Origin of the sequence: uncultured Lacinutrix sp., from assembly GCF_947500325.1 — a bacterium.
Taxonomy (GTDB): Bacteria; Bacteroidota; Bacteroidia; order Flavobacteriales; family Flavobacteriaceae; genus Lacinutrix.
This window is the reverse complement of sequence record NZ_CANMRQ010000002.1, coordinates 351,079-373,582: the sequence shown is the minus strand read 5'-3', so window position 1 is coordinate 373,582 and position 22,504 is coordinate 351,079. Positions and strand designations below refer to the sequence as shown.

Annotated in this window: 12 protein-coding genes; 6 read left to right on the top strand and 6 right to left on the bottom strand. The window is 32.2% G+C overall.

What is annotated here, in order from left to right; all coding sequences use genetic code 11:
- Positions 1-9: 9 nt before the first annotated feature.
- The 4 genes from Q0997_RS04440 to Q0997_RS04425 form a co-directional block, all read right to left on the bottom strand.
- Positions 10-2,475 (bottom strand): glycoside hydrolase family 2 protein, encoded by a 2,466-nt coding sequence (locus tag Q0997_RS04440; protein ID WP_299885091.1) that lies wholly within the window; start codon positions 2,473-2,475, stop codon positions 10-12.
- On the bottom strand, positions 2,468-3,667 hold the full coding sequence (locus Q0997_RS04435) for a PNGase F N-terminal domain-containing protein (protein ID WP_299885088.1): 1,200 nt from the start codon (positions 3,665-3,667) through the stop codon (positions 2,468-2,470). Before Q0997_RS04435 ends, Q0997_RS04440 begins: the two co-directional genes overlap by 8 nt.
- A 1-nt stretch (position 3,668) precedes the next feature.
- On the bottom strand, positions 3,669-4,391 hold the full coding sequence (locus tag Q0997_RS04430; RefSeq protein WP_299885086.1) for a copper homeostasis protein CutC: 723 nt from the start codon (positions 4,389-4,391) through the stop codon (positions 3,669-3,671).
- Between the two features lie 139 nt (positions 4,392-4,530).
- Entirely contained in the window at positions 4,531-6,828 is a 2,298-nt protein-coding gene (locus tag Q0997_RS04425; RefSeq protein ID WP_299885084.1) for a family 20 glycosylhydrolase, read from the bottom strand.
- Between the two features lie 42 nt (positions 6,829-6,870).
- Between Q0997_RS04425 and Q0997_RS04420 the strand changes: the two genes are divergently transcribed.
- The 3 genes from Q0997_RS04420 (at position 6,871) to Q0997_RS04410 (ending at position 12,680) form a co-directional block, all read left to right on the top strand.
- A complete protein-coding gene (locus Q0997_RS04420) occupies positions 6,871-9,819 on the top strand; it encodes a GH92 family glycosyl hydrolase (RefSeq protein WP_299885082.1) in 2,949 nt (982 codons plus the stop codon).
- A 74-nt stretch (positions 9,820-9,893) separates the two neighbouring features.
- Positions 9,894-11,567 carry an MFS transporter gene (locus Q0997_RS04415; protein WP_299885079.1) on the top strand — a complete coding sequence of 558 codons (1,674 nt, stop codon included), beginning with the start codon at positions 9,894-9,896 and terminating at the stop codon, positions 11,565-11,567.
- A 108-nt stretch (positions 11,568-11,675) separates the two neighbouring features.
- Positions 11,676-12,680, top strand: a complete 1,005-nt coding sequence (locus Q0997_RS04410; RefSeq protein WP_299885076.1) for an isoaspartyl peptidase/L-asparaginase family protein — start codon at positions 11,676-11,678, stop codon at positions 12,678-12,680.
- A 59-nt stretch (positions 12,681-12,739) separates the two neighbouring features.
- On the opposite strand, the gene cphA is transcribed toward Q0997_RS04410, so the two are convergent.
- The gene (gene cphA, locus Q0997_RS04405; protein WP_299885073.1) at positions 12,740-15,382 is read right to left on the bottom strand and encodes a cyanophycin synthetase; all 2,643 of its coding nucleotides are present in this window, start codon (positions 15,380-15,382) and stop codon (positions 12,740-12,742) included.
- A gap of 107 nt (positions 15,383-15,489) precedes the next feature.
- Between cphA and Q0997_RS04400 the strand changes: the two genes are divergently transcribed.
- The gene (locus Q0997_RS04400; protein ID WP_299885070.1) at positions 15,490-16,350 is read left to right on the top strand and encodes a cyanophycinase; all 861 of its coding nucleotides are present in this window, start codon (positions 15,490-15,492) and stop codon (positions 16,348-16,350) included.
- Here the strand turns inward: Q0997_RS04400 and Q0997_RS04395 are convergent.
- A complete protein-coding gene (locus Q0997_RS04395; protein ID WP_299885068.1) occupies positions 16,347-17,279 on the bottom strand; it encodes an isoaspartyl peptidase/L-asparaginase family protein in 933 nt (310 codons plus the stop codon). The genes Q0997_RS04400 and Q0997_RS04395 overlap by 4 nt on opposite strands.
- Before the next feature lie 99 nt (positions 17,280-17,378).
- Between Q0997_RS04395 and polA the strand changes: the two genes are divergently transcribed.
- Together polA and Q0997_RS04385 are read left to right on the top strand one after the other, a co-directional pair.
- A complete protein-coding gene (gene polA / locus Q0997_RS04390; RefSeq protein WP_299885065.1) occupies positions 17,379-20,225 on the top strand; it encodes a DNA polymerase I in 2,847 nt (948 codons plus the stop codon).
- 10 nt (positions 20,226-20,235) lie between these two features.
- Positions 20,236-22,500 (top strand): aminotransferase class III-fold pyridoxal phosphate-dependent enzyme, encoded by a 2,265-nt coding sequence (locus tag Q0997_RS04385; protein WP_299885063.1) that lies wholly within the window; start codon positions 20,236-20,238, stop codon positions 22,498-22,500.
- Positions 22,501-22,504: the final 4 nt, after the last annotated feature.

Sequence of the window (22,504 nt, the reverse complement as noted above, 5' to 3'; positions counted from 1 at the left end):
CAGACTGTTTTATCTTACTAAATTGTTAAAGGTTTTTATACGAAAATCTTTAATTTCGTTTGCCTTACTTTTAAACTCTATCACTTTTGTTTCATTAGGTAGTATATCGAAAAAATTATCACTAAAATGACCTTTTGCTTCTGAAATTAAAAACACGTCTTTTTGAAGTATTTTACTTGATAATTCAATAGAAAAACCATCATCTGTTTTTGTTACAGTTTGTTTAATATCTCCCTTTTGAAGTTTTAATGCCTTATACTTACCTAGATAAAAAAGAGAAATCTCATCTTTAAATGTTGAGATTACAACAACTTCATCTTTATTAAACCTTGTAATATCTAATTTATATTTTATCTCACTACTATCTGCTTCTACATCTATTGGCTTAGAGACTTCATGTAAAAGATTACCGTTAAAATCTATTATTTTAAGTTTTAAATCTCCTTTATACGACTCTAAATCATCATTAATTAAGTAAACATTTAAAGTATCATTAACCACTCTTGAAGAAATTAAAACATCTTCAAAAGCTTTCTTTGTTTTATAATGCATTGCTTTCCAATTTCCTAAGAAATCTATACTAGACCATGATATTACAGGCCAACAATCATTAAGTTGCCAATACAATGTGCCCATATTATATGGTTTAGCACGGCGTTGCGCCTCAAAACCCATTACCATTCCATTAGCTTGCATTAGTTGACTCATATAGACATAATCTTCATCATTATCTGGCACAGGGTAATCACGTTCCATATAGTTTTTTATAATAGAATAACCTCTTGGGTGTTTTTGATGCGTATCGAAAGCCTTAGAAGATACCGAAGTACTTTCGTTACCGTTAATATATTTTATAGCTTCATAACTTGGAAACGCTTGAAATCCAAACTCACTCATAAAACGAGGCACAGCATCCTGTAAATGTTCAAAAGGATATTCGTCATGCCAAATCCACCAATCGTGGGCATCTCCTTCGGTTTTATATAAAGGATTTCCTCTTCCATATCTTGGTGAACTTTCCCAATAGTCTATCTCGTTATGATAATCGTTTACAACTTGCGGTAAAAGCGTGTCAAACAACTTAAGATAATTACCCCATATTTCGTTTTTTTCATCTTCACTTCTTCCTGTTTGCCATCCCCAACGATGCCAAGCTTCATTATTTTCATTATTACCACACCATAAAGCTATAGAACTATGGTTTCTTAGACGTTTTACATTATCAATAGCTTCTTGTTTTACATTTTCTAGATAATTATCATCTCCTGGATACATAGCGCATGCAAACATAAAATCTTGCCAAACCATAATACCTTTTTCATCACACAACTCATAAAATATATCGTCTTCATAAATGCCGCCACCCCAAACACGAAGCATATTCATATTAGCGTCTACAGCATCTCCCAAAATACGTTTATAATCTTCTATTTTTACTTGATTTTGAAAGCTATGTTGCGGAATATAATTAGCTCCTTTTGCATATACTGGTATATCATTTACTTTAAAATAGAATGATTCACCAATACTATCTTTTTCTGTCACTAATTCTATCGTTCTTAATCCTTTTTTTAAGGTATAGGAATCTAAAGTTCTTCTACCTTGTTTTACTACCGTTTTTATATTATATAAATAAGGTTCTCCAATATTATGTGGCCACCATTTTTTTGGATTCTTAATTTGTATTGGGATAGAAAAGGTTTTAGAAGTTTCTTCTAATTCTGTTTTAGTGTTTAATATATTATTTACATAAATCTCAACTGTAATTGGATCTTTGAACAATGTTTTAACTTCAAACTGCGCTTCTATTTCTGCTAACGTATCATTTAATGTTTTTTGATTAAAATAGACATCTTCAATTTTAAAATCATTCCATGATTTTAAAATTATTGGTCTAGATACTCCACTAGAAGTTAACACTGGACCCCAATCCCAACCATAATGAAACTGTGGTTTCCTCGTAAAAATACGATCTCCAGCAGGCAACTCGTATGGTAGTTTTTCTTTTTCTATTTTTTCTGCTTTAGTAGTACTCTCAAAAACAATATGTAATTCATTTTCTGCCTTTATAATTGATTTTACATCCACTAAAAATTCACGAAATGCATTATTAGTTTTTAAAATTTCTTTTCCATTTAAATACACAGTTGCATAGGTATCTAAGCCTTTAAAATCTAATTCGAGATGCTTTTTTAACAATGTTTCTTCATCAACTTTAAAGTTGGTTTTATATTCCCAATCTTCACTAGAAATCCATTGTAAATCTAATTCATTGTTAGCCACAAAAGGATCTTCTATTGTTCCGTTTCTAAATAAATCGGAATGCACTTCTCCAGGTACCTCAGCCGCATGCCATATTGTATCTTTTACATTTTTAAAAGCCCAATTTTGATTTAAATTATTTGCTTTTGGAGAATCGTCTTTCTTACAACTATACATTATAGCTATAAGTAATACTAAAAATAGTTTATTCATTGTCGTATAAAATATATGCGGAAATCATCCAATAATTATTTTCTGTTTCAGTAGCAACTTGTGCTTCTGGAATTTGAATTTTAAGTGTATGATCGCCTATAGCAACATCTCCCAAATCTATAATTTCAGGTAATACTTGACTACCTGGACACCAATTTGATCGTGATAAATCTGAAGAGGCTATTTTATCATCAGATTTTTCATCTGGCATAAATTCTTTAGCAGACCAAGTCCCAGAAGTTGGGTTAAAACGTCTGAAACTAGCGCAATCGTCGCGCCAAGGTATCCATGTTTTTATATTCTTGCCATCAAAATCTATTTGATGTTCTTTTTTAACAAACTCATCTCCTCCAGAATGTCCGCCATGACCTGTTGTTATAAAATAAAGCTTCGCGTTTTTATATTGCTCTTTTGCTGTAAAAGTGATACTTAATGGTTGTTTAGAAAAATCATCATATAGTTTTTGCTCTGCGGCATACTTTGAAGTATTAACTAATGGTATAACTGTTTGTTTATTTTTTATATGATTAGGAATTTCACTTTCTTTAAAATCTAAATTCACAGAAATATTATAACCTTCTTTTGTCCAAGTATCAACATAAACTCCAATATAAACCTCATTTTCTAGTAAAGGTAATAAATGCGTAATCTCTTGAGACCATTTTACGTTCTCTTCCCAATGTGGGATATACGGTGGTTTTCTATCTTTTACGCGTTCATCATTAGTAAAGTGACCAACACCAAATGGCGTCATAAATCGAATAAGTTCAATATTTGGCTTATAATTAAGACTATCTTTCTCTAGTAAAGTAATTACTGGATACTCTTGTTTTAATGTTTTTAAATCAAACTTACCTGTTTCAAAATCTACTAAATTTAAATTTGAGTTTTTTGGTATTACAAATAACGAACCCGCTTTATCCCATGGATCTCCATTAGACGTTAAAGTAACATTTACTGTTACTTTTGGTTGTAATTTGTAATTAGGTAATTTTATTTTTTTTACTAGCACTCGCCCAGCATCTAAACGTAATATAGAATCGTTTAATTTTTTTGAACCATCTTTAAAACCCATATCAAAATATAGATTAGTATTATCAAAAATTGATATATAATGGTCACCTATTGGTTTTACTTCTTTTTTACAAGCTGTTAAAATGAATAAACTTAAAAGCCCTAATTTAAACTTCATATTATTGAATAATTTTTAATAATTCTTTTATTTTTTCTAAACTTGAAACTGCTAAACTTGTTTCATTAAAGTGTTTATCACTATTCATTGCAATTTGAGGTTGCTCATTTACTTTCCCTAATTGTGTTAAAGAGGCATGAATCTCATTAAAACCAGCCTTTTTAAATATAACTGCATTATCTACAGAAATACCTCCACCTGGAAGAATAGTTATTCTATTTTTAGCTTTGTGTTTTAATGTTTTTAAAACTTCTAATGCTTTTTCAGCGGTAACATTCTGTCCAGATGTTAACACTCTTTTTACTCCAATTTCTATTAATTGCTCTAATGTTTCTTCTTGATCTAAAACCCAATCAAAAGCGCGATGAAAGGTAAATGGTAATGGTTTAGATAATTCAATTAATTGTTTGGTGCGTTCTATATCAATTGTATTATCTGCATGTAAAACACCTGAAACAATACCAGCACACCCAAACGTTTTACAGAGTTTAATGTTACTTTTCATTATTTCAAATTCTTCTTTAGAATAAGTGAAATTGCCACTTCTAGGGCGAATTAAAACAAATGTTTCAATACTTAAATTATTAATAACTTGTTTAAGTAAACCATAATTAGGAGTAATGCCTCCAATTGCTAATTCACTACACAATTCGATACGGTGGGCACCCGCATCTTGAGCATTCTTTGCCGATTGATATGAGTTAGCACAGATTTCTAAAATCATCCTTTATTGATTCGCAAAAAGCGAAAACTTTTTAAGTGGTTAATATTTTATTAGTACTCAAAATTATATGCTTCTAAATTAACAACTATGTATTTATCTATGCTAATACAATTTTGTCTTTTAGGCCTGTTTTTTTTCACTATTTCACAATAATCTCATCTATAAATGTCCAAGCTTTATTTCCTGCACCTTGAAATCCTTCTGGAATTATACCGTAATTTGGGATTCTCAATATGACTTTACTTGCCGAAAGGTTTTTAAAAGTAGTATTAAAAGTAGAAATTATTGAGTCTCTATTTTTCACTTCAATACTAGGCAGCTTTCCTTTTACATTGCAATCTTGAGAAAAATCTATATTTATCTTTTTTGGCGAATATAACCATTGTCCATTAGCGTTATAAAAACGAGTTTCTATAGCATTGATTTTGGTGATTTCTCCAAAGTCTATTGTAATTTCCAAATCATCTCCCCAAAATCCTAACCATTCCTTATCTCCAAAACGCTCATTGCTACCATTAATTCCATTGATCATTCCTTCTTTCCCACTACCACTGTATGTTTTATTAGGAGCAACATTTAATGTAATCTTCTTACCTATTGCTTTGTGGTAATTTATGGTTTCTATAAAAGTTAAACCTAACTTCTTTTTTTGATTAAAAACGGCTGCTTTAATAGTTTTACTTTCAAAAATAGGGATTGGTCCTTTATATTTTTTTGAATTTAAAGTTGGTTCATTTCCATCTAAAGTATAACGAATGTCTTTTCCTTTTGTTAATGTTTTTAGAGCATAATTTTGTTTTTCATTTTTAGTAAATAATTCGCCTTCCACTTCATATAAATGATTTGCATAATTAATCCCTAAAGTATCTAATCGTTTATTAAAATTTTCAACTCTTGATATAAAATCGTTATAGTCTTTATTTTCATTTTTAGACCAAACAACTTCACTCATTGCTAGAATACGTGGAAACACCATATATTCTACTTGCGCTTCGGTTGGCATATACTCAGTCCATACATTACCTTGAGCTCCCAAAATATATTGTGATTCTTCTGTTGTTAATTCTTCAGGAATGGGATTAAAACTATATACTTTCTCTAATGGTAAAAAACCACCAATAGCTGTTGGTTCATCTTTATTTGTAGATTGGTAATAGTCAAAATAACAATGAGACGTTGGTGTATTAATAACATTATGTTTTTGCTTAGCAGCAGCAACAGCTCCATCTGTTCCTCTCCATGACATAACCGTTGCATTAGGAGCCAAACCACCTTCTAAGATCTCATCCCAACCAATAATTTGCCTGCCTTTACTATTCAAATAACTCTCTACTCTTGAAATAAAATAGCTTTGTAATTCATGTTCATCTTTTAAACCTTCTGTTTGCATTCTATGCTGACAATCACTGCAAGTCTTCCATCTCGTTTTTGGAGCCTCGTCTCCTCCAATATGAATGTATTGACTTGGAAACAATTCAACAACCTCATCTAATACATCTTCAATAAAGTTAAAAGTATCATCTTTACTACAATAAATATCTTCAAAAACACCCCATTTTGTTGCTACCTCAACCTGCTTCCCACTACATCCTAAATGAGGGTATGCAGCAATTGCTGCTTGAGAATGTCCAGGCATTTCTATTTCTGGTATAATAGTAATATGTCTTTCTTGAGCATATTTTACAATATCTTTTATTTCTTCTTGAGAATAATAGCCTCCATATTTTTTTCCATCAAATTCTTGAGGTTCATCATTATAATGTCCTATTAAAGTTTCATCTCTATAAGCTGCAATTTTATTTAGTTTAGGATACTTTTTTATTTCTATTCTCCAGCCTTGATCCTCAGTTAAATGCCAATGAAATGTATTCATTTTCAGCATCGCTAGAGCATCTATATATTGTTTTATAAATTTGGTAGAAAAGAAATGGCGCCCAACATCTAAATGCATACCTCTATAAACAAATTGTGGCTTATCTTCTATTTTTAAACATTGAATAGCAATACGATCTTCTTTTTCAGTCCCATTTTCAAAACTTAAAGGCAGTAACTGTCTTAAAGTCTGCACGGCATAGAATGCGCCATTATTAGTTGCTGCAGTAATTTTTATGTTTTTTGGAGTAATATCTATGTTATATTCTTCTTTATTTGACAATAAAGTATCCCTTATAAACAAAATAGTATTTTCTCCATTACTATCTTTTAATTTAATTTGACTGGAATTAGCTATATAAGACTTTAAAAATTGAGCAGACACTTTAAAAGTCTCTGCATAATGCAATTCAGTATTTGAACTCAACATAAATTGACCTTTTGCAAGCTCCTGTTTTAAAGGTATTGGAATAATTTTAGGAGCAACAGTTTTTTTTGATTTTTGAGAACAACTTATAGTCGCGCATAATAAAACAAAAACAGATAGCAGTTTAGTGAATTGCATTTTAGTATATTAGAAGCTTTAAATTTAGTAATCTATTTTTTAATGAGACACAAATTAGTAATCCTTTTTAGTTTATTTCTAATCTTAACTAACTGTAAAAAAGAGGATAATATCGCGGCTGCAGTAAAAGATAAACCTTTAATTTCTTATGTAAATCCATTTATTGGCACTGGAGGTCATGGACATACTTATCCAGGTGCAACAATGCCTTTTGGAATGATGCAGCTAAGTCCAGACACACGATTAGATGGTTGGGACGGATGCTCTGGATACCATTACAGTGACGAATACATATATGGCTTTTCGCATACACATTTAAGTGGAACTGGTGTTAGCGACTATGGCGATATTTTATTAATGCCTACAAATGAAGTAATTTTCAATAATGGTTCTAATGATAAAAAAGGATATAAATCTCATTTTTCTCACAAAATGGAAACTGCAGAACCTGGTTTTTATAAAGTGCATTTAGATGACACAAATATTGATGTAGAATTAACCGTTTCAAAAAGAAGTGGTGTACATAAATATGAATTTCCATCTGCTGAAAACCAAATCTTAATTTTAGATTTAGAACATCGAGATGAAGTGCTTGATTATAAAATCAATATGCTTAATGATAATACAATTCAAGGTTTTAGACATTCTAAAGCATGGGCAAAAAACCAGCAATTGTATTATTACATTACGTTTTCTCATAAAATTAAAACTATAAGTTATGATATAGGTGATGCTATATCTTCTAAAAACTATAAGTTCGAAAGTAAAAAAGCTGCCATTCAATTTAACAACCCAAATAATGAACCTGTGTATGTTAAAATAGGAATCTCTGCTGTAGATGAAGCTGGGGCTAAGAAAAACTTAGACGGCGAAATAGGGAATCAAACTTTTGAACAAGTAAAAAAAACAGCGCAAGACTTTTGGGAAAAGCAACTAGAAAAAATTATAATTGAAAGTGATAATGATGATTATAAAACAAATTTCTACTCATCAATGTACCATGTCTCTATTGCTCCAAATTTATATCAAGATGTAGATGGACGCTACAGAGGTATGGATTTAAAAATACATGAAGCCAAAGATTTTGATTATTATACTGTATTTTCTCTTTGGGATACTTATCGTGCTACACATCCTTTATATACAATTATTGAGCAAGATAAAACAAACGACTTCATCAATACTTTTTTAGCCAAAAAAGATGAAGGCGGTATTATGCCTATTTGGGATCTAGCTGCTAATTATACAGGTTGCATGATTGGTTATCACGCAGTACCTGTAATTGCAGATGCTTACCTAAAAGGTATTAAAGGTTATAATGCTGAAAAAGCACTTAAAGCAATGCTACATAGTGCTACCCGTGATAAATTAGGGCTAAAAACGTATAAAGAATTCGGTTTTATACCTGTAGAAGAAGAAAGTGAATCGGTATCTAAGACATTAGAATATGCATACGATGATTGGACTATAGCACAGATGGCAAAAGCAATGAATAAAAATGATATCTATAAAGAATACAGTGAACGTGCACAATACTATAAAAACATTTATGATCCAGAATCACAATTTATGCGTGGCCGCTTCCGTAACACATGGTTTGCACCTTTCGATCCTTATGAAGTAAACTTTAATTATACTGAAGCCAATTCTTGGCAATACAGTTATTATGTTCCGCAAGATGTTACTGGTTTTATAAATTTATTAGGAGGAAAAGATAAATTAGAATCTAATTTAGACAAACTATTTGTTGCCAAAGATAAAACCTCTGGAAGTCATCAAGTAGATATTACAGGTTTGATTGGCCAATACGCTCATGGCAATGAGCCAAGTCACCACATGGCTTATTTATATAATTTTGTAAATAAACCTCATAAAACTCAAGAGAAAATTCATCAAATCTTAACTGAATTATATACCAATACACCTGATGGCATTTCAGGGAATGAAGATTGCGGGCAAATGAGTGCTTGGTATATTTTTAGTTCATTAGGATTTTACCCTGTAACACCTGGCTCTAATGAATATATAATTGGAACGCCTTTATTAAAAAAGGGAACGTTTAACTTAGAAAATGGAAACCAATTTACTGTTTCTACAGAAGGCTTAAGCGATACTAATAAATATATAGAATCGGCTTCTTTAAATGGTCAACCCTTAAAACAATCTTATATATCGCATAGCGATATTATTAATGGGGGAACACTTCATTTTAAAATGTCTAGTATACCTTCTTCATGGGCAACAAAAGAAGGTGAAGAGCCAAAAACTGAAATTAAAGAACATTTAATTGTATCATCTCCATTTATTTCAAAAGGAGAGACTGCTTTTAATGGATCTACAAATATTGAGTTACAAAGTAATACCAAAGACGCTACAATTTATTATTCTGAAAATGATTCTGAGTATAAAAAATACGAAAAACCTTTTTCTATTTCTGAAGCTGGCACATTAAAAGTATATGCTGAATTAAATGGAAAAAAGAGTCCCGAAATCACTACTCAATTCTTCAAAATAGATCCAAATCTATCAATTAAATTAGATTCAGAATATGCTAATCAGTATAATGGTGGAGGCAAAAATGCATTAATTGACGGCATAGTTGGTGCGCAAGATTTTAGAACAGGAACCTGGCAAGGCTATTTTGACAAAGATGTTATAGCTACTGTAGATTTAGGTAGTGAAAAACAAATAAACAGTGTAAATGTCGGCTTTTTACAAGACCAACGCTCATGGATTTTTTATCCAACCGAAGTACAATGTCTAGTCTCTAAAGATGGGAAAAACTTTAAATCTTTAGCAAAAAATCAAAAAATTGATGCAACAATAGAATCTGAAGATGTTTCAATAAAAAACATAACATTCAACCAAAAAGGAAACTACCGCTATGTAAAGCTTGTAGCAAAAAAATTAGGAAAATTACCAGAATGGCATTTAGGACACAAACATGATGGAAGAAGCTGGGTGTTTGTTGATGAAATAAGCGTAAAATAAAAACATAATGTGTAAAGTTCATTTCATTGATTAACACATTATTAATTACATTAATCTATACTAATTAATATACTATGTCAAACCAAAACAACAAATCGGCTTTAACTACTTTAGTTACAGTCTTCTTTTTCTGGGGATTTATAGCTGCATCAAACAGTGTATTTATTCCTTTTTGTAAAACGTATTTTAATATTGACCAATTCCAATCGCAATTAGTCGATTTTGCATTTTACGGCGCCTATTATATTGGAGCTTTGCTATTGTTTATTTTATCTAGTACTATAAAAAAAGACATTGTAAATTCTTGGGGATACAAAAACGGAATTGTTTACGGCTTATTACTCTCAGCAATTGGGGCATTTGTAATGTATCCTGCTACTGCAGGTGCAGAACAAGGACAAACAGCTGTTTTCTATTTTGTATTAGTCGCTTTATTTATTGTTGGTCTCGGTTTTTCTTTACAACAAACAAGTGCAAACCCATTTGCTATTGCATTAGGCGATCCAAAAACAGGTTCTCACAGGCTTAATTTAGCTGGAGGAATAAACTCTTTTGGAACAACAATAGCACCAATTGTAGTCGCTTTTATAATCTTTGGCTCAACACCAATATCTGGTGAAGAATTAACCCGAATGATTAAAAATAACGAGATTACATTAAACACAGTACAAATGCTATATATAGGTGTTGGCGTACTATTTTTACTTGCTGCTGCATTATTTCATTTTTCAAAAAAATTACCTGCTTTAAAATCAGAAACTGCTTTTGAACCTGCTAACAAAGCAAAAAACTTATTGATTGTTTTAACCATCATAATTTTTGGCTGTTTTGGTTATATTTTTAGTACATATTTTGGTGATGTTGAAGTTTCAGAAGCGTTAGAAAACAAAAGACTAACCTTGTTAATTATTGCATTAGCAGCAGTTATTGGCTGCATATTATTTGCGTATTCAAGTTCTTCTAAAAAACCTGACGGTTGGGGAGCTATGAAATATCCACAATTGGTTTTAGGAATGTTAGCCATCTTCACTTATGTTGGTGTAGAAGTTACAGTTGGTAGTAATTTAGGAGAACTGCTTAAAAAAGTAGTTGATGACACAGGTTTAAACGAACTCGGTTTAACAGCATTAAACGATGCACAAATCGCACCATTTATTTCTTTGTATTGGGGAGGATTAATGGTTGGCCGTTGGGTTGGTGCCATTACTGTTTTTAGCCCAAGTAAAGGTTTAAAAAAAGCACTTCTAATTATTGTGCCTTATATAGCTTTAGCTGTGATTATTTTATCAAATTGGATTGGAGGAAAAATATTTTCAACTAATGAAATACTATTTTTTGCTATTTGTGTAGCTGTACAAATTGGCGGTTTCTTTTTTGCAAAAGACAATCCAGCAAAAACATTAAAAACATTTAGCCTCCTTGGAGTTTTAGCTATGCTAATTGGTGTATTTACATCAGGAAATATCGCATTATTCGCCTTTTTATCTGGTGGTTTATTCTGTTCAATTATGTGGCCTTGTATTTTTACATTAAGTATTGCTGGTTTAGGAAAATACACATCTCAAGGTTCTGCTTTTTTAGTGATGATGATTTTGGGTGGCGCTATTATTCCGCCATTACAAGGAAAATTAGCAGATGTTTTTAATATACAATCTTCTTATTGGATTGCAGTATTATGTTTTGCATATTTATTATTCTATGCATTTATAACAAAAACTGTTTTAGATAAACAAGGAGTAGAATACTAGTAAAGTATAGTAATAATAAAAAAGGCTCACTAAAAAGTGAGCCTTTTTTATTTCTTTCAAAATACATAAACAATAGAATTTATATATTGTAACTATAAATAATTTAAAATGAAAAGAAGAGACTTCCTGAAAAGCACGTCATTAACTGGTGTTGGACTCGCTGTTGGAACAACGTTAACCAACTGTTCAGAAAATTCTAAAACAGAAAATTTGGCATCTACAACCAGATCAGCGCTATCATTACCATTAGTAATAGCTACATGGAATGTGCCAAATGCTACAACAAAAGCTTGGGAAATACTTCAAAAAGGGAGTAATGCTTTAGATGCTGTTGAGCAAGGTTGTAAAGTTGAGGAAGCAGATATAAACAACCAATCTGTTGGAAAAGGTGGCTTGCCTGATAGAGACGGAAACGTAACTTTAGACGCCTGTATTATGGATAAAAATGGAAACTGTGGTTCAGTTGTTCATTTGCAAAATATAACGCATGCTATATCTATTGCTAGAAATGTTATGGAGAATACGCCTCATGTCATGCTTTCTGGAAAAGGTGCAGAGCAATATGCGTACAAATTAGGCTATAAAAAAGAGAACTTACTAACGGAAGCTTCAAAGAAAAAATGGGAAGAATGGAAAATCACTTCTAAATATAAACCAATTATTAATATAGAAAATCACGACACCATTGGAATGCTAGCCATAGACAAGAATGGTGATATTTCTGGTGCCTGTACTACTAGTGGATTAGCTTACAAAATGGCTGGTCGTGTTGGAGATTCGCCAATTATTGGTTCTGGTTTATTTATAGATAATGAAATTGGAGGCTGTGTTGCAACTGGCTTGGGAGAAGAAGTTGTTAAGACTGTTGGTAGTTTTCTTGTGGTTGAATTAATGCGTCAAGGCAAATCACCTCAAGCTGCTTGTGAAGAAGCTATTAAACGTATTATAAACAAGCCCAATAGTGATTATAAAAACTTTCAAGTAGGTTACATTGCTGTAAATAAAAAGGGTGAAACTGGTAGTTTTGCTATACACGAATGGTTTAGCATGACTAAGTTTCATGATGGAAAAAACGAAAATATCCAATCTAAATTTATTATAAAAGCCAAATAATAAAAAACGCCGAAAACTTAATTTTCGACGTTTTAATTTATTAAAAATTAATAGCTTAGTTAATTTGCAAAATTTAATTCGCCTCGAGCTTCTTGTTCTTTAAATTGCTTTACAAGATCTAATGCATCTGGAATAACATCACTACATAAAATAATAAGCGATCCTTTTTTTGCATTTTTTACAGCAAAAGTGATTGCTTCCTTTTCAGAAGGAATAATAGTTGTTTTCTTATTCGGGTCTTTCATTTTAATGCCATCATCTAACATTTTAATAAGCTCTTCTTCTGTTTTTCCTCGTAAGCGTTTATCTTGTCGAATAATAATTTCATCAAACATTTCTGCAGCGATGCTTCCCATTTCATTATTATCTTCGACTCTTCTATCTCCAATTCCTGCAATAATGCCAACCTTAACAGTAGCATCCAGTTCATCTGTAAATTTTTGCAACGCTCTCATTCCTGCAGGATTATGTGCATAATCTAGTAGAATTGAAAAATCGTTAAACTTAAATAAATTTAAACGTCCAGGAGTTTGTGAAGCTGATGGTATAAAGGTCTCCAATCCTGCTTTTATATCTTCATTACTTATACCTTGCACATTAGCAGCTAATACTGCAGCAAGAACATTTTGAATCATAAATTTTGCTTTCCCTCCATAGGTTAATGGAATATTTATCGCTTCCATAATTCGCATTTTCCATTCACCTCTACAAATAGTAACCCAACCATTTTCGTAAACAGCTGTAATACCTCCTTTACGCTGAAGAGCTTTAACACGAGGATTATTTTCATCCATAGAAAATAATGCAACGTTACAATCTACATTACGCCTCATATCATAAACCAAATCATCATCTGCATTTAAAATAGCATATCCATCTGGTAATACCGTTTCTGGCACAACTGCTTTTACTTTAGCTAATTGTTCTATAGTATGAATTCCTTTTAGCCCTAAGTGATCTGCTGCAACATTAGTAACTACAGCAACATCGCATTTTTTAAATCCTAATCCAGCACGTAGCAATCCACCTCTAGCACATTCTAAGACAGCAAAATTTACAGTTGGATCTTTAAGTACAAATTCTGTACTTGCAGGACCTGTGCAATCTCCAGTCATTAATAATCTATTTTGAATGTAAACACCATCACTTGTAGTATATCCCACACGATAACCTTTCATTTTTGCAATATGAGCAATTAAACGCGTTGTTGTTGTTTTGCCATTAGTACCAGAAGTAGCAATAATTGGAATACGTCCAGTATCCCCTTTTTGTGGAAAGAGTTTATCAATTACTGGTGCTGCAACATTTCTAGGCAATCCGCTTGTTGGAGCTAGATGCATTCTAAAGCCTGGTCCAGCATTAACTTCCAAAACTGCACCACCTGTTTCTGCTAGTGGCTTTGTAATATCTGTAGTCATAATATCTACACCACAAATATCCAAATCTATAATTTTAGAAATACGCTCTACCATACTCACATTGGCTGGATGAACAATATCTGTAACATCTTCTGCTGTTCCTCCTGTACTTAAATTTGCAGTATCTTTTAAAACCAGTCTTTCTCCATCTGCAATTACAGAATCTAAAGTATAACCAGCATCTTTTATAAGTTTCTGCGTCAGCTCGTTAATTGTTATTTGTGTTAATACTTTTTCATGACCATAGCCTCGTCTTGGATCTTCATTCACTTTATCTACAAGTTCTTGAACAGTAGATTTCCCATCACCTATAACATGAGCGGGTGTTCTAATTGCAGCTGCAACTAATTTATTATTAATTACTAATAATCTATAATCTTCTCCTACTATAAATTTTTCAATAATAATTGCTCCACTTCTTGAACTATCTTTTGCATGTCTAAAAGCAACAAGTGCGTCATCATAATTTTGAATATCTACAGTAATACCACGGCCATGATTACCATCAATTGGTTTTATTACTAAAGGAAATCCTACATACTCACAAGCTTCTGCAAGACTCCTTTCTCGGCGTATAATATCACCACGAGGGACTTCAACTTCAGCTTGTTCTAATAAAAACTTAGTATCTTCTTTATCACATGCTAATTCTACACCAATACTACTGGTTTCACTAGTTACAGTAGCTTGAATACGTTTTTGATTTGCACCATAACCTAATTGGCATAAAGAATACTTATTTAATCGAATCCATGGAATACCACGCGCTTCTGCTTCAGCTATTATAGAACCCGTACTTGGGCCTAATCTATCTGCTTCTCGAAGCTCTCGCATTTCTTGAATATCTTCAGCTAAATCATAATCTTCTCCTGCAATTAATGCTTCGCAAATACGCACAGCAGATTTAGCCGCAAAACGGCCAACGCTCTCTTCCATATAAGAAAACACCACATTATAAACACCTTCTTCGCCATAACCTCTTGTTCTTCCAAAGCCTGTATCCATTCCTGCAAGTGTTTGTATTTCAAGAGCAATATGTTCAATAACATGTCCCATCCAAGTCCCTTCATCTACACGCATAAAAAAACCACCTTCACATCCTTCAGAACATCTATGGGAATACATACTGGGAAACATTGCTTTTAAACGTTCAGAAAAACCATCAACTTTATTGGTAGGATACTCTTCCATTTTTTCAAGATCAAGTACCATTACTATTAATTTATGACGACGTATAGACCAATAATTTGGCCCTCTCATAGCATTTATGCTTATTATTTTCATATTATTTGGTTTATTTATTAGTATGGAGGAAAGAATATAAATATATACAATTTTCTCTAAAAATTTAGTTTATTTTTGCCCAGATTAAATAATATAATCACGAATTTATGCTTACGAATAAAGGAACACTAATTCCTATTGGTGGAAATGAAGATAAGGGAATAGAAGAGAACGAACAATATACTTTAGAGTTCATTGACGAAGGCATTCTCTTTCATGTAGTTAAAGAAGCTGGTGGAATAGATGCAAATATTGTAGTTATACCTACTGCGTCAAGCATTCCTGTAGAAGTTGGAGAGAATTATTTAGAAGCTTTTTCTACTTTAGGTTGTAAAAATGTTACAGTTTTAGATATTAGAAGTAAAGAAGATTCTGAAAAAAAAGACGCCATAGACTTAATTAAGGCAGCTAATTGCGTTATGTTTTCTGGCGGTGACCAATCTAAAATTACCAATAAAATTGGTGGTACAGAAATTCATGAGATAATAAAACATCGCTATAAAACCGAAAAGGGTTTTGTTGTTGCTGGTACTAGTGCAGGAGCTATGATGATGTCTCATGAAATGATTGCTGGTGGAAGTGCTACAGAATCTTTTATTAAAGGCGCTGTAAAAATGTATAAAGGGTTAAGTTTAATTCCAGGTTTAATTATCGATACTCATTTTATTAAACGTGGCCGTTTTGGAAGAATATCTGAAGCTGTAGCCCAATTCCCAAAGCTTATTGGTATTGGTTTAGCAGAAGATACTGGTATGATTATTAAAAATAATAAGTGTAAAGTTATTGGCTCTGGAATGGTTATTATTTTTGATGGTCGCCGAATTAAACATAATAAGCATAAAATTCTTTCTGAAGGTACACCTATGTCATTAACTAATATGCGCACACATATTTTATCTAATGGTGACCGTTTTCATATAGACAAGAAAAAGGTTAAAGTTCTGCCTATTGAAGAGCCTTTTATTTAATCTTTATAAATAGCTATTTCCTCTTTTCCAGCTGAAGACTTAGATGCTCTATACATCCCTTCAGTATTAAAAGGCATGGCTATATTACCCTTGGTGTCAACTGCAATTAGTCCACCATCACCACCAATGTCAAGAATACGCTTATTAATAACTTCTTCTGATGCCTCTTTTAGTGACATATTTTTATGCTCTATTAAACAAGCTACATCATAAGCTACAACACCACGAATAAAGAATTCTCCACTTCCTGTACAAGACACAGCACAGGTTTTGTTATTGGCATAATTTCCAGCACCTATCATTGGACTATCTCCAACTCTTCCCCATTTTTTATTTGTCATGCCTCCAGTAGAAGTCGCCGCAGCGATATCTCCATTTTTATCACAAGCAACAGCTCCAACTGTTCCAAATTTTGAATCTTTTTTTAACGAGTGATCCAATTGAAAATTATCAGTGCCTTTAATTTCCAACCATTGATTGTGTCTTAATTCATCGTAAAAATACGATTCATTCTCCAGTTTATAATTTAGTTCTTTCGCAAACTGCATAGCGCCTTCTCCAGCCAAAAACACATGCTCACTTCTTTCCATAACATCTCTTGATAATGATACAGGGTTTTTAATACCAGTTATTAATGAAACAGCACCTGCATTTAAAGTTTTCCCATCCATTATTGCGGCATCCATTTCATGACCTTCGGTAGCAGTAAAAACACTTCCTTTCCCAGCGTTAAATAGTGGAGAATCTTCTAATAAGACAACTGCTTTTTCAACAGCATCAATAGCTGTTCCGCCATTTTCTATAATAGCATATCCAGCATCTAATGCTTTTTTTAAAGCCAATTTATACTGTACTTCTAATTCAGGAGTCATCATTCCTTTTACCAAAGTTCCTGCACCACCATGAATTGCGATTGAAAATGTATTCATTCTAATAATTTAAGTGTCGAAAATTACGAATTGTAATTCAATTAATTTAAATTAAAAGCAGAAGTTTTTGTAGATTTGATTTCTTTCAAATTTATACAAATGTCTGATAATAAACGTGTCTTTTTAGTTGATGCTTTCGCATTAATTTTTCGTGGCTACTATGCCTTTATAAAAAATCCAAGAATTAATTCTAAAGGTTTGGATACCTCAGCTATAATGGGTTTTATGAACTCTCTTTTAGATGTTATAAAACGTGAAAGGCCAGACCACTTGGCTGTTTGTTTTGATAAAGGCGGAAGTGCAGATCGTGTAGAAATGTATGCAGAATACAAGGCTAATAGAGATGAAACACCTGAAGCTATAAAAATAGCAGTACCAATAATACAAGACATTTTAAAAGCTATGCATATTCCAATTATGGTAAAAGCAGGTTTTGAGGCCGATGATGTTATTGGAACTTTAGCCAAACAAGCTGAAAAAGAAGGTTACCAAACCTTTATGGTTACACCAGATAAGGATTTTGCGCAATTAGTAAGCGAAAATATTTTTATGTATCGACCTGTTTTTGGTGGTGGTTATGAAACATGGGGAATCCCAGAAGTTCAAAAAAAGTTTGAAGTTACAGATCCTTTACAAGTGATTGATTTCCTGGGAATGATGGGAGATTCATCAGATAACATCCCTGGATTACCAGGTGTTGGAGAAAAAACAGCAAAGAAGTTTTTAGCGCAATATGGCTCTATGGAAAATCTATTAGCTAACACACATGAGCTAAAAGGAAAAATGAAAGAAAAGGTTGAAGCTAATGGAGAATTAGGTTTACTATCTAAAAAATTAGCGACTATAATGCTGGATGTACCTGTAGAATTTAATGCTAAAGATTTTGAATTAGACCAACCAGATATACCAAAAGTAACAGAGATTTTTCAAGAGCTAGAATTTAGACGTTTAATAGATAATTTTAATAAAACATTTGCTACAGAAGCAACGTCAACTACTACTGGAAATACTCCAACAAAAACCGAAACCAAAGCGACACCAAAAGAAGTTAAATCTGCTGGAGCTGGACAGTTTTCTTTATTTGGAGGAGAAACGTCTTCGGCAGATACAGCAACAGAAAACACATTTCAACGCAATACTATAGATACTAATGCTCACTTTTACCAAAGTGTTGCTCCTGGAATGGCTACTAAATTGTTTATTAAAAATTTAATGAGCCAAACTAGTGTTTGTTTTGATACAGAGACTACAGGCTTAAATCCATTAACAGCAGAATTAGTTGGCATTGCTTTTTCTTGGGAAGTTGGTAAAGGATTTTACTTACCATTTCCAGAAGATAAAAATGAAGCTCAAAACATAATTGAATCACTTCGTCCATTTTTTGAAGCTGAAAACATAGAGAAAATTGGACAGAATTTAAAATACGATATTAAAGTACTTCGCAAGTATAATATTAATGTAAAAGGCAAGCTCTTTGATACGATGCTAGCGCATTATTTAATTAATCCAGATATGCGCCATAATATGGATGTATTAGCTGAAACCTATTTAAATTACACACCTATTTCTATTACGGAGCTTATTGGTAAAAAAGGTAAGAACCAACTCTCTATGAGAGAAGTTCCTTTAGACAAGCAAACAGAATACGCCGTTGAAGATACAGATATTACTTTACAATTAAAAGAGCATTTTCAAACAGAATTAGGTGATGCTAATACTCAAAAATTATTTGATGATATTGAAGTGCCTTTATTACGTGTTTTGGCTGCAATGGAAGTTGAAGGTATCAACTTAAATGTAGATTTTTTAAATACTTTATCTGAAGAATTGAATAATGACATTGAAACCTTAGTTGCTAAAATTTATGAGGTCGCTGGAGAGGAATTCAACATTGCTTCACCAAAACAATTAGGTATTATTTTATTTGAAAAATTAAAACTGGTTGATAAACCAAAAAAGACCAAAACTGGTCAATATAAAACAGGAGAAGACATCTTGTCTTATTTAGCAAAAGACCACGAAATTATCCAGAACATTTTAGATTATCGAGGATTAGCGAAATTAAAAAGTACTTATGTCGATGCTTTACCAACACAAGTAGAAGAAGCTACTGGTCGCGTACACACAGATTATATGCAAACTGTAGCAGCTACTGGTCGTTTAAGTAGTAACAACCCTAATTTACAAAATATTCCTATTCGTACAGAACGTGGCCGTCAAGTAAGAAAAGCATTTGTTCCTAGAAATGAAGATTTTATTTTATTAGCTGCAGATTATAGTCAAATAGAGCTACGTATTATTGCAGCATTAAGTAAAGAAGAAACCATGATTGAAGCTTTTAAAAACGGCGAAGATATTCATGCGTCTACAGCTGCAAAAGTATTTGACGTTGCTTTAGACGAAGTCACTCGTGAGCAACGTAGCAATGCTAAAACCGTAAACTTCGGGATTATTTATGGTGTGTCTGCTTTTGGTTTAAGTAACCAAACCGATTTGTCACGTAGTGAAGCTAAAGAACTTATAGACACTTATTATGAAACGTACCCTAAACTAAGAGCTTATATGAGCGAGCAAGTTGATTTTGCTCGAGACAATGGCTATGTACAAACTGTTTTAGGGCGCCGTCGCTACTTAAAGGATATTAATTCTCGCAACGCTGTTGTTCGTGGTGCTGCAGAGCGTAATGCTGTAAATGCTCCTATTCAAGGAAGTGCAGCAGATATTATTAAAATCGCTATGATAAACATCCACAACAAATTAGAAGCAGGCAATTACAAAACTAAAATGCTGTTACAAGTCCATGATGAACTGGTTTTTGATGTTTACAAACCTGAATTGGAAGACATGAAAATCTTAATAAAAACCGAAATGGAAAATGCCTTTAAAATGGATGTTCCATTAGATGTAGAGTTAGATACTGGTTTGAATTGGTTAGAAGCGCATTAAAAATATAATAATGATTAGTATAATTAAAGATTGGTTTCCCTTTGATATCGTAGAGTTAAAAAAACTAAATGGTTACGATAATGTAAATTATCTACTAAAAACCAATAACGATAAATTTATCTTTAAAACATACCTCTTTTCAGAAGATATTCTAGCGTTAGTTGAAGCCGAGAATAGCATATTAAATGCATTTGAAAACAATAATACTTTTCCTCAACCAATAGCTTTTAAAGACGGTAGCTTTCTAAAAATAGTTGACATAAACAACACTAAAACCATCTGTAGATTACTCACTTTTTTAGATGGTTCATTTTTAGGAGATATCAAACACACAAATAATTTAATGGAATCTATTGGAGCTTTTACTGCTAAAATGGATCTTCAGCTTTTAAAATTAAATAACTATGTTTTAAAAGCAAGGCAATGGGAATGGGACTTGCAATACTTAGAGCTCAATAAAAAATATATTGAAGACATTCCAGACAAGGGAAATAGAAATTTAGTCTTGTATTTTTTTCAACAATACCAATTAAATGTAACTCCTTTTTTAGCTGGATTAAGAAAATCCATTATTCATAATGACATTAACGAATGGAACGTTTTAATAAAAAACGGTACTATTTCTGGACTTATAGACTTTGGTGATTTAGCTCATTCTCCATTAATTAATGAACTCGCTATAGCTATAACATATGCTTGTTACGACAAAGACAATCCTTTAGAATGGGCTATATATCTAATAAAAGGATATCACAAAACACTTCCTCTCGAGGAAAAAGAATTAGACATTTTATATTATCTAATTGCAGGACGATTATGTACAAGTCTATGTAATTCAGCGCATGCAAAAAAATCAGATCCTAAAAACAGTTATGCATCCGTTAGTGAAAAAAATGCATTGAAAATGCTTTACAATTGGATAAAAATAAATCCGATAAAAGCTAAAAATGAATTTCGCAAAGCTGCCAATTTTGCCATTGAAACACCAAAAGCTATTGATAATGTAATAAAAAAAAGGCTTCAGATTTCGAGCCCTAATTTATCATTAAGTTATGATAACCCAATATACATGACTAAATCGGCATTCCAATACATGTATGATGCTTATGGAAACACTTACTTAGATGCCTATAATAACATTCCACATATTGGACATTCGCATCCAGAAATCACAACTATTGCGACACAGCAAATAGCAACATTAAATACTAATACCAGGTATTTATTTGATGCTTTCCCTGAATATGCAGAGGCTTTATTATCTAAATTCCCCGAACCTTTAGACACTGTTTTTTTTGTTAATTCTGGAAGTGCAGCTAGTGATTTAGCTATTAGACTTGCACATGCTCATACAAAACATGACACCATAATGGTCATGGAACATGGCTATCATGGTAACACACAAGCTTCAATAGATATTAGTCATTATAAATACAATAATAAAAAAGGGCAAGGTCAAAAAAATCATATTATTAAAACAGTAATTCCAGACACTTACAGAGGAATACATACAAATAATGATGGATCTGCAGGAGAATCTTATGCAAATGATGCTATCATACAAATTGAAAAAAGTGAAACTCCCATTTCTGCTTTTATAACAGAACCAATTGTTGGTTGTGGCGGACAAGTACCACTTGCAAAAGGCTATTTAAAAAAAATATACCCCGCAATTAGAAAACAAGGCGGCCTTTGTATTAGCGATGAAGTACAAACAGGTTTTGGACGTTTAGGCGATTACTTTTGGGGGTATGAAGCACAAGGTGTTATTCCAGATATAGTTATTTTAGGAAAACCAATTGCTAATGGTCATCCAATGGGTGCTGTGGTAACCACTAAAGCAATAGCTAATTCTTTTAGTAAAGGGGTTGAATTTTTTAGTTCTTTTGGTGGAAATCCGGTATCATGCAAAATAGCTTTAACTGTTTTAAAAGAAATTGAGAAAAACAAACTACAACAAAATGCAAAACTAGTAGGCGATTACTACCAATCATTATTTAAAATACTAAAAGAAAAGTATAGCTGTATTGGAGATGTTAGAGGTTCTGGTTTATTTATTGGTATAGAAATAGTAAAAGAAAATTCTATAGAACCTAATCCAAAATTAGCGCATTACATTAAAAACGAATTAAGAAATCGTTTTATTCTTATTAGCACAGATGGTCCAAATGATAGTGTTATTAAAACAAAACCACCATTATGTTTTTCAAAAACTGACGCCAATATAGTAGTTAAAGCAATTGATTCTATTTTGGAAGATTATTACAATAAGTAGTATA